Annotated in this window: 11 protein-coding genes; 3 read left to right on the top strand and 8 right to left on the bottom strand. The window is 39.0% G+C overall.

Annotated features, from left to right (window positions below):
• Positions 1–452: 452 nt before the first annotated feature.
• A complete protein-coding gene (locus DWW10_RS26205; RefSeq protein WP_005868748.1) occupies positions 453–614 on the top strand; it encodes a hypothetical protein in 162 nt (53 codons plus the stop codon).
• A 157-nt stretch (positions 615–771) separates the two neighbouring features.
• Here the strand turns inward: DWW10_RS26205 and DWW10_RS25335 are convergent, their stop codons facing one another.
• The 3 genes from DWW10_RS25335 to DWW10_RS25325 all read right to left on the bottom strand — a co-directional run bounded on the left by DWW10_RS25335 (position 772) and on the right by DWW10_RS25325 (position 2,889).
• Complete coding sequence (locus DWW10_RS25335) at positions 772–2,049, bottom strand: type II toxin-antitoxin system HipA family toxin (protein ID WP_005868749.1); 1,278 nt, start codon at positions 2,047–2,049, stop codon at positions 772–774.
• Positions 2,046–2,384, bottom strand: a complete 339-nt coding sequence (locus DWW10_RS25330; RefSeq protein ID WP_005868750.1) for a helix-turn-helix domain-containing protein — start codon at positions 2,382–2,384, stop codon at positions 2,046–2,048. Before DWW10_RS25330 ends, DWW10_RS25335 begins: the two co-directional genes overlap by 4 nt.
• Before the next feature lie 169 nt (positions 2,385–2,553).
• Positions 2,554–2,889, bottom strand: coding sequence for a single-stranded DNA-binding protein (locus DWW10_RS25325; RefSeq protein WP_005868751.1), 336 nt, complete (start codon positions 2,887–2,889; stop codon positions 2,554–2,556).
• A gap of 331 nt (positions 2,890–3,220) precedes the next feature.
• Here DWW10_RS25325 and DWW10_RS25320 point away from each other — a divergent pair, with 331 nt between their 5' ends.
• A complete protein-coding gene (locus tag DWW10_RS25320) occupies positions 3,221–3,418 on the top strand; it encodes a hypothetical protein (protein ID WP_007564664.1) in 198 nt (65 codons plus the stop codon).
• Between the two features lie 344 nt (positions 3,419–3,762).
• Here DWW10_RS25320 and DWW10_RS25315 read toward each other — a convergent pair whose 3' ends face one another.
• The 3 genes from DWW10_RS25315 to DWW10_RS26200 are packed head-to-tail and all read right to left on the bottom strand — an operon-like array spanning position 3,763 to position 4,866.
• Complete coding sequence (locus DWW10_RS25315; protein WP_005868753.1) at positions 3,763–4,245, bottom strand: DUF3990 domain-containing protein; 483 nt, start codon at positions 4,243–4,245, stop codon at positions 3,763–3,765.
• Positions 4,242–4,691 (bottom strand): DUF3791 domain-containing protein, encoded by a 450-nt coding sequence (locus DWW10_RS25310; RefSeq protein WP_005868755.1) that lies wholly within the window; start codon positions 4,689–4,691, stop codon positions 4,242–4,244. Before DWW10_RS25310 ends, DWW10_RS25315 begins: the two co-directional genes overlap by 4 nt.
• A 13-nt stretch (positions 4,692–4,704) precedes the next feature.
• Positions 4,705–4,866: a hypothetical protein gene (locus DWW10_RS26200; protein ID WP_007564662.1), complete on the bottom strand. Its 162-nt coding sequence runs from the start codon at positions 4,864–4,866 to the stop codon at positions 4,705–4,707.
• 261 nt (positions 4,867–5,127) lie between these two features.
• Here DWW10_RS26200 and DWW10_RS25305 point away from each other — a divergent pair, with 261 nt between their 5' ends.
• The gene (locus DWW10_RS25305; protein WP_005868407.1) at positions 5,128–6,291 is read left to right on the top strand and encodes an IS4 family transposase; all 1,164 of its coding nucleotides are present in this window, start codon (positions 5,128–5,130) and stop codon (positions 6,289–6,291) included.
• A 193-nt stretch (positions 6,292–6,484) separates the two neighbouring features.
• Here the strand turns inward: DWW10_RS25305 and DWW10_RS25300 are convergent, their stop codons facing one another.
• A complete protein-coding gene (locus DWW10_RS25300; protein ID WP_005868759.1) occupies positions 6,485–7,099 on the bottom strand; it encodes an SLOG family protein in 615 nt (204 codons plus the stop codon).
• Between the two features lies 1 nt (position 7,100).
• Entirely contained in the window at positions 7,101–7,667 is a 567-nt protein-coding gene (locus DWW10_RS25295) for a phosphoribosyltransferase (RefSeq protein ID WP_005868760.1), read from the bottom strand.
• Positions 7,668–7,772 lie beyond the last annotated feature (105 nt).

The following is a 7,772-nucleotide window of genomic DNA, read 5'->3' as shown; positions in this document are numbered from 1 at the left end:
TGACTTCCCTAAAAAATGATATGAAAAAGACAAAACTTGAAAATCAGCAACAGGTTTGGAAAGGATGCAAAAAACAACCGGTCAGACAGCAAGCATGGCACATTCCGAAAATATGGTCAGCCGCCTATCGACACACCGGAAGAAACCTCTGCAATTCCTTTTAAAAAAATGAAGCCGAAGAATGAAGCATACAATATTCCACGTATCGAAAAAAGTGACTGCACGATAAAATGAAAGGCTGCAACGGAAGAACAGACTTGCGGATTCTGCGGGGAGAACATAACCATACAGGCATACAGCCACTACAACTGTTTCCGGAAAAAGAAGATTATACAACCGGAAAAACAGAAAGGCATCCACTCGGAGAAAAGCAAGCAAACGATTGAAGCGGACTGCCGATTTAGCGGCGAAATATCCGACTACCTATATACAGCCCTAAAAGGCTGGGGCATATGGGTAAGCAACAGACTGCCGGGCAAATAAAAGGAGAGTGGCATAGCCGCCGGAAAGAGGTTGTCTCGATGTGGCCGAAGCTCCGAAAGCAGACCGGATATGCCTCTCTCCTTTGCCTTCCCCATTCCTGGATTTCACACAATCACGGAGCCTGCGAGTGACTATGAGAAATCCTGAAACGGGGACAGTCACTCCGCTGAAAGGGTGGGTGGGAAACATGTGACTTTCTCCAAAATAACAAATAGGGGTATAAAGATCTCAAAAGAAAAGAAAGCCGTTCCAGAAAAGACTGGAGCAACTATCACCATCTACTGTTCTTTAAGTTAATTGCAGCAAATCCAAATCATCAGTGACCAATCCATCCAATACATGTTGGATTTTATCAAATATAGCCTTATCTATGCCATACGTGGCGCATAACGATTGAAATTTGCTTACAGCATCGAACACCTGTAATATCTTCTTTTCGGGCTCCTCTACAAAATCCTCGGCAAAGTTGACGAAATCACTTGTAGTCAAGGCAGACCTTTTGCCCATCACGCCCATCGAATGAATGTGTGCTGAAGAATTTTCCCATGTATTTGCCGTGAACATTACATCATATGCAGGTGATAAACGCCATACCCCTGCCTTATCCATGATAAACGATATGTTCTTATTATGATCATCGGATATACCTGCGACATAATTAAATACCATTCTGATAAATATCTGATCTTTGTCTTCCTGGGGAAGTTTCAGAGTCTCTGCTATCCAACACAGCTTCATATAATCATCTGCACCCGGCATAATGGCCGCAAGGGTCTGACTAAAGAGCTTTTCTCCATTCTTACGATCAAATCTTTCCGTTACGAAATGATTTCTTCCATCAATTTCTTTCAGGAAGCATGGCATCATGTTGATTCCCGCCGCCTTTGCCATTTCGCTATATACCATTTCTATCTCTGTGGTAGGAGAGTCATCTGCTTCTTTAAATTTGATGATATACTGCTTAAAATTTTCAGGCAAATCCACCTGGCCGGAACGAAACTCTTCCGTTTCGAGATTATAGGCAATCACTGCCTTCGGGCGCATGCCACCGGCAGAAGTTCCAAGATATATCAACTTTTTCATCGTGAGGCTATCCTCCGGTGATATGACAGCAGCATCTCGATCATTATATATTTTAGAAGCCAAAGTTGCCAATGATGACATATTTACTGACTCATGGATGGCATCATCATTAAATTCCGGTTCAAATTCCAATGCTCCCATAGCCCTCTTGCCAATATAAGAGAGCTTCAATAGAGGCAATGATTCCGTAACCTTTATATTATTATCCGTGAGCCATTGGTCAAATAGGGAAGCCCCCCATTTGTCAGGAAGCGCATCTGCAAGAAATTCCGGAAGCCCTTGATATAATTTATCTTTATTCCCATAGAAAGACGCAAACAAAGGGGTTCTCTTAGGGTGTGTGGAAGGGCATATATCATAATCTTGTTTCCTATATTCATCCGTAAATTGGAATACAGAACAATGCTTTTCAAAGTCCCAATTCAATTTGCCAATGCAAGTCCCCCACAGATATACATTCACTATAATCGGCTCTTTCTTCATACCATCTTACGTTTACCGTTAATTCTTTGTATTCTTTTACCTGTTTTTTCATTGATTAGGAAAGGGGAGTCTGGAAGTTCCGGAACCAAACCGACAACGCCTTCAAGAGTTCCACTTATACGCAAAATCTTAAGCAATGTACTTAGGGCAATATCACTTACTTTACAAGATTCTATTCTCTTAATAGTAACGATAGATACTCCTGCCTTATCCGCAAATTCTTGCTGGGAAAAACAGCAGCTAAGTCTTATAGACTTAACTCTCTTGCAGATTTCCTTTACAATACATTCATCTGAAAATTCGTATATTGTATATGTATCATATAATCTTTTCATAGAAAAACATATTTAGGTATCTTTTTTGATACAAAAATACCGATAAATCTGAAAATCACCAAATTAAGAAACACTTTTTTTATAATCTTCTGCCGCATTAGCAAACGATTGAAGCGACCTTGTGCCGCTTCAATCGTTTGATTGCTTTTTCTTTTTAGTCCGGGGGTTCTTATTTTTCCGGAGTCGGGTAGAACTTAGTAGCTACCATCACAATGCGGTTACGTTTCTCCCCACTTTTAGAATCCGTCCATTCTTCCGGCTTAAAGTAGCCTTCAACGGTAATCAGTACATCTTTTTGCAGTATCCAAAAAGCATAGCGGTCTTCCATCTTACTCCAGGCTTCAACTTTCATAACAGAGGAAACAAATGTTTTTTCTTCATTTATCTTGCCTATGCGACTGACCACAATAGAGAAGTGTGCAACCTTTACTATTTCGAATAAATGGATTTCTGCATCCCTACAAATCCTGCCTGTTACTGCGAATGAATTTTCAATCTTTTTCATATCTCTGATTTTTTAGAAGTTAATTAATCAATTTTACAGTGCAATAACTGATTGTTGGCTTTGGGGGACACCATGAAAAAAGATATAAATACTCTTTTTATGCTGGCCGGAAAAAGGAAGATTTGTAACTTTTTTATTGGTGAAGATGGCAACGAATAATTCGGGTTAAATACGCTTTTTGTGCAAGGCAAAAAAAGGAAGATTTCAGACGAATAACAACGTGGTGTTTGTGAATCGTCCCCTTATCCCCGTAAAAGGGGTTAGCAACAATCTATATTTGCAACGGAAAATGATTTGACTTCCCTAAAAAATGATATGAAAAAGACAAAACTTGAAAATCAGTAACAGGTTTGGAAAGGATGCAAAAAACAACCGGTTAGACAGCAAGCATGGCACATCCCGAAAAGATGGTCAGCCGCCTATCGACACACCGGAAGAAACATCTGCAATTCCTTTTAAAAAAATGAAGCCGAAGAATGAAGCATATCATATTCCACGTATCGAAAAAAGTGACTGCACGATAAAATGAAAAGCTGCAACGGAAGAACTGACTTGCGGATTCTGCGGGAGAACATAACCACACAGGCATACAGCCACTACACCTGTTTCCAATAAAAGAAGATTACACCACCGGAAAAGCAGAAAGGCTCCACTCGGAGAAAAGCAAGCAAACGATTGAAGCGGACTGCCGATTTGGCAGCGAAATATCCAACTACCTATCTACAGCCCTAAAAGGCTAGGACATATGGGTAAGCAACAGACTGCCGGGCAGTCACTCCGCTGAAAGGGTGGGTGGGAAAAAACTAAGTGGACGCAAAAAACAACCTTACCATTGGGGGATAAACTTCCCCCTATTTTCACTTCACATATTCTTTACCCCACTTCAATTGATTCAACAAACTTCAACAACAAAGCGACTGTTACCGTATGAAATGAAAGCTGATTGAACAACTTATGCGCTTTCAGCATCTCAATAGCGGCTTCAGCCGTAACAACTCTCTGTTCATAAAGCCGAATTGTCGCATATAACTGGTCATTTGCGACAGGCCCCATTATTAGGTCATAGTCACCGTTTTCTCTTCCTCTGCGGTTGTTGACAACAAACTCCAGCCATTCTTTTGTCGCACCCATAAACCGAAGAACCGGATATTCCCTATCAAGAATATCATCGGGAACTTCATAAACAGAGACGATTGCTTTTTCGCTCTGTTCCCTGTTCTTCTTCAACAAAGCCCATTTTTTTGCTTGTTCAAAGTTGGTTGTCGTATAAAATCCCTTCCCAAAGTCCGTAGCCTTCCGTCCTTTCTGTATATTAGGGCGTTTCACGGTAACTGTAGATCCATGAAATAGTCTCATTTTCTTTTATTGATATAAGTCGTTATAGTATCTAATATATATTCGGGGTCTTGGGTATGAAGCATTTCAAAAGTCTCATCCAAAAAATCAAAAACCCCATAGTCCGAAAACAACAACAAGGTTTCTTCCGCACTTTGTTTCTTTTCCTCCCTATAATTCTCAATGCAGAACATCTTGAAAAGCAGGATCTTCGTGTCACCGTTATACCGTCGTTTTTCTTCTGTTTTTTCCTTCTCCAATGTTTCATAAAGCGACAATGTACTTGAATACCATAACTTGGTACTCTTATCCAGCAAAGATTTATACAACTTGGAAGAATATATATAATACAGTGCATCGCCTAAAGGCAATGCCTTTTTCTTCATGACCAGTTCTACCAGCTCTCTCATCACGAATGGGAGCATGGTTGAGTCAAGTTCTCCTTGATTTTTATGAGTAATTTCCATATTCTTGTTGTTATTACTTTAGCATATTTTCGAAAACACCTTCTTCACAGTTCTTTATACACACCTGACACTCGGCCACCACTTCTCTTAATATTCGGGCACATTCTTCATTCGAATGCCCTTGCAGTAATTCATAGGCATATCGCATCAGTTCATTAGCTTCCATTGTTTCCATCCTTATCAATAATATTAAAGTTCATCATTATTTTCTGCAACGACTCCATATTTGGAGTTCCTAACCAACACACACCTATGCAAAAGGTCATATTGTTCTCTGTATCTGAAAAACGCATATTGTTTTACCTTTTACAAACATTGTTGTCCCATTAAAATCTAAAAGAGTTCTTTGAAATATTTGAAATTTAGTTAGTTACAGCGATTTTCCGAGCGAACGGACTTGAATTTGTAGCTTTGCATCAGATTAATCCGATGGCATATGTTCCAAGACAAATACGTTTTCGCTCAATTGGCTTCATTTCTGAATCGAAGTAAGTTTAACCGCATAGTCACCAAGTATGATGGTGATAAATATGTGAAGCACTTCACCTGCTGGAATCAACTACTTGCTTTGATGTTTGGTCAACTTTCTAATCGTGAAAGTCTGCGAGATTTGATAGTTGCTCTTGAAGCTCATCATTCCAAATGTTATCATTTAGGAATGGGTAAAAATGTATCAAAGTCATCGCTGGCAAGAGCAAATCAAGATAGAGACTATCACATCTTTGAAGAATATGCTTACTACCTGGTTAGCGAAGCACGACAAAAGTGTGCTAATCATATTTTCAAACTTGGCGGTAACGTTTATGCTTTCGATTCGACTACTATTGACCTGTGCCTTTCAGTCTTTTGGTGGGCAAAATTCCGCAAAAAGAAAGGTGGTATCAAAGTGCATACATTATATGATGTGGAAACACAGATTCCTGCATTCTTTCATATCACGGAAGCATCCGTACACGATTCTAAAGTTATGATTGAAATTCCTTATGAACCAAGCTCTTATTACATCTTTGACCGCGGTTATAACAACTTCAAAATACTGTATAAAATTCATCAAATTGAAGCCTACTTTGTTGTCAGAGCAAAAAAGAATCTCGGGTACAAATCCATCCAATGGAAACGTAGGCTGCCTAAGAATGTGCTTTCAGACGCAAGTGTATTTCTGACAGGATTCTATCCTAAACAATATTATCCAGAGCCACTTAGATTGGTTAAATATTGGGATGAAGAACAAGAACGAGAATTTACATTCATAACCAATGCGATGCATATATCTGCGCTTCAAGTTGCTGAACTTTATAAAAATCGCTGGCAGGTAGAGCTGTTTTTCAAATGGCTCAAGCAGCACCTTAAAATCAAAAGATTTTGGGGAACTACAGAGAATGCTGTTCGAATACAGATATATGCTGCTATATGCGCTTACTGTTTGGTGGCAATCATTCAACACGATATGCAACTGAACAGAAGTACATATGAAGTGTTACAAATACTGAGCATCTCATTGACTGATAAGACTCATCTGAGAGACCTCTTTGATAAAACTAAATTTCAAAATGACAAAGAACGATTCGGACCAAATGGGCCAAGTTTATTTAATTTTTAATTCGTCCCAATTTTAATGGGACACTAATGTTTTACAAAGGTAAAACAATTAAGTAAAATTCATCTATCATTGCTTTTCATATTTATTGTGTCTTTCTCTTTTGCATCGGAAGTATTAGCACTTACAGCAACCAGACAGTATGACATCGCCACGTTTGATCATACCGCTGGAAAACAACGATATACAATCTGAATCAAAACAGATTGTATATCACCAATTTCTTTTTTTGTGCCTTGTTAAACGTATAAGAAGTTCCTCCGGCAGATTTTCCATCCCAATAGGCAATCAGCCTACAGGCGTGTGAAATCATGTAATCATTACGGTGGGCATAGCATTGGGCATAATAATATTCGGATAGAACTACCACCTTGTCGGCTTGGCGCAAAATATCAGCATACCTCTGTTTGTCCTCTTTGTTGAAATACACATCTTGCCCGACATAAGGAACAACCGCCACCAAAACCATATCGGGATATTGTTTCCTTTGTTCAAGTACGGTATGAGCAGCCATCATGTCAAATCCAACCGCACAACCAATATAGAAAAAACGGATTCCATTCTCATAGCAGAAACGTACCTCTTCATTCAACGATACGGACAAAGCATATTTATTTGTTCGTATCGTTCTATGACCGGTAAAAGCAACGGACATCATTTTCATCCATTTATCACGTGCCTTTCTACATATATCCAACGAACCTGCCGAAGTTTCATACACCATTCCATTCACCTCATAACGATAAGTGAACCAAGTAGTATCTCCAAAGATATCCTTCTGCTTCTCTATATAACTCTCTTTTTCTTTCATCTTATAACATACGGACAACTGTTTTACCTAAAAAGAAACCTCCCAAAACCTCACCTCCTATTTTTTCCAACTGACATGCGAAACGAGCATACGAAAACCCTTTTGTTAAAATATCGTCAAATACCAAGATTTTCTTACCCCGAAAAAAGTCCTTGTCAAATTCTATCACTTGTACTTTTTGAAGCGACTTGCTGTCAAATTTCTCGTGAATAGCCAAACGATCTCCACTGACACGTATATGTTCATACGCATTGATAGCACCTGAAAACTTACACACAGCCGAAGCAAACCCCTTATAACGAAGTTCATTCTTATCAGCGGAAGAAGCCGGAACACAAGCAAAAACAATATTCTTAACATCATCACCAAAAACTTGATGTAACTTATTCGCTATCATCCAAGCTATATTCAAATAAGCTTTTCCATCCTTAAAACTCCATATCATCTTACGAATTTGCCATTCTCTTTCCGTTGCCTGCCGATATTGCATAGGAAGATACTCAAAGAAAGAAAACATCATCTTATGCCATTGTCTGTCTAAACTAGGATATTTACTCTGATGTGCCATAGTCTTTTATCTATTAAAATTAAACTTATGCTTCAGCTAGATTTAAAGACCTTTTTTTAAACCCCTTTCCGGGATGGCCTTTTCTTTCTGCCGACTTTTTTTTTG

The sequence above is a fragment of the Bacteroides intestinalis genome (genome assembly GCF_003464595.1).
GTDB lineage: Bacteria > Bacteroidota > Bacteroidia > Bacteroidales > Bacteroidaceae > Bacteroides > Bacteroides intestinalis_A.
Note: the sequence above shows the minus strand (reverse complement) of the source record. Positions and strands in the feature narration are given on the sequence as shown.

Coding starts and splice junctions, on each gene's coding strand:
- DWW10_RS26205 (WP_005868748.1), top strand. CDS start 453: ATGGGTAAGCAACAGACTGCCGGGCAAATAAAAGGAGAGTGGCATAGC.
- DWW10_RS25335 (WP_005868749.1), bottom strand. CDS start 2,049: ATGAAGAAAGAGCCGATTATAGTGAATGTATATCTGTGGGGGACTTGC.
- DWW10_RS25330 (WP_005868750.1), bottom strand. CDS start 2,384: ATGAAAAGATTATATGATACATATACAATATACGAATTTTCAGATGAA.
- DWW10_RS25325 (WP_005868751.1), bottom strand. CDS start 2,889: ATGAAAAAGATTGAAAATTCATTCGCAGTAACAGGCAGGATTTGTAGG.
- DWW10_RS25315 (WP_005868753.1), bottom strand. CDS start 4,245: ATGAGACTATTTCATGGATCTACAGTTACCGTGAAACGCCCTAATATA.
- DWW10_RS25310 (WP_005868755.1), bottom strand. CDS start 4,691: ATGGAAATTACTCATAAAAATCAAGGAGAACTTGACTCAACCATGCTC.
- DWW10_RS26200 (WP_007564662.1), bottom strand. CDS start 4,866: ATGGAAACAATGGAAGCTAATGAACTGATGCGATATGCCTATGAATTA.
- DWW10_RS25305 (WP_005868407.1), top strand. CDS start 5,128: ATGTTCCAAGACAAATACGTTTTCGCTCAATTGGCTTCATTTCTGAAT.
- DWW10_RS25300 (WP_005868759.1), bottom strand. CDS start 7,099: ATGAAAGAAAAAGAGAGTTATATAGAGAAGCAGAAGGATATCTTTGGA.
- DWW10_RS25295 (WP_005868760.1), bottom strand. CDS start 7,667: ATGGCACATCAGAGTAAATATCCTAGTTTAGACAGACAATGGCATAAG.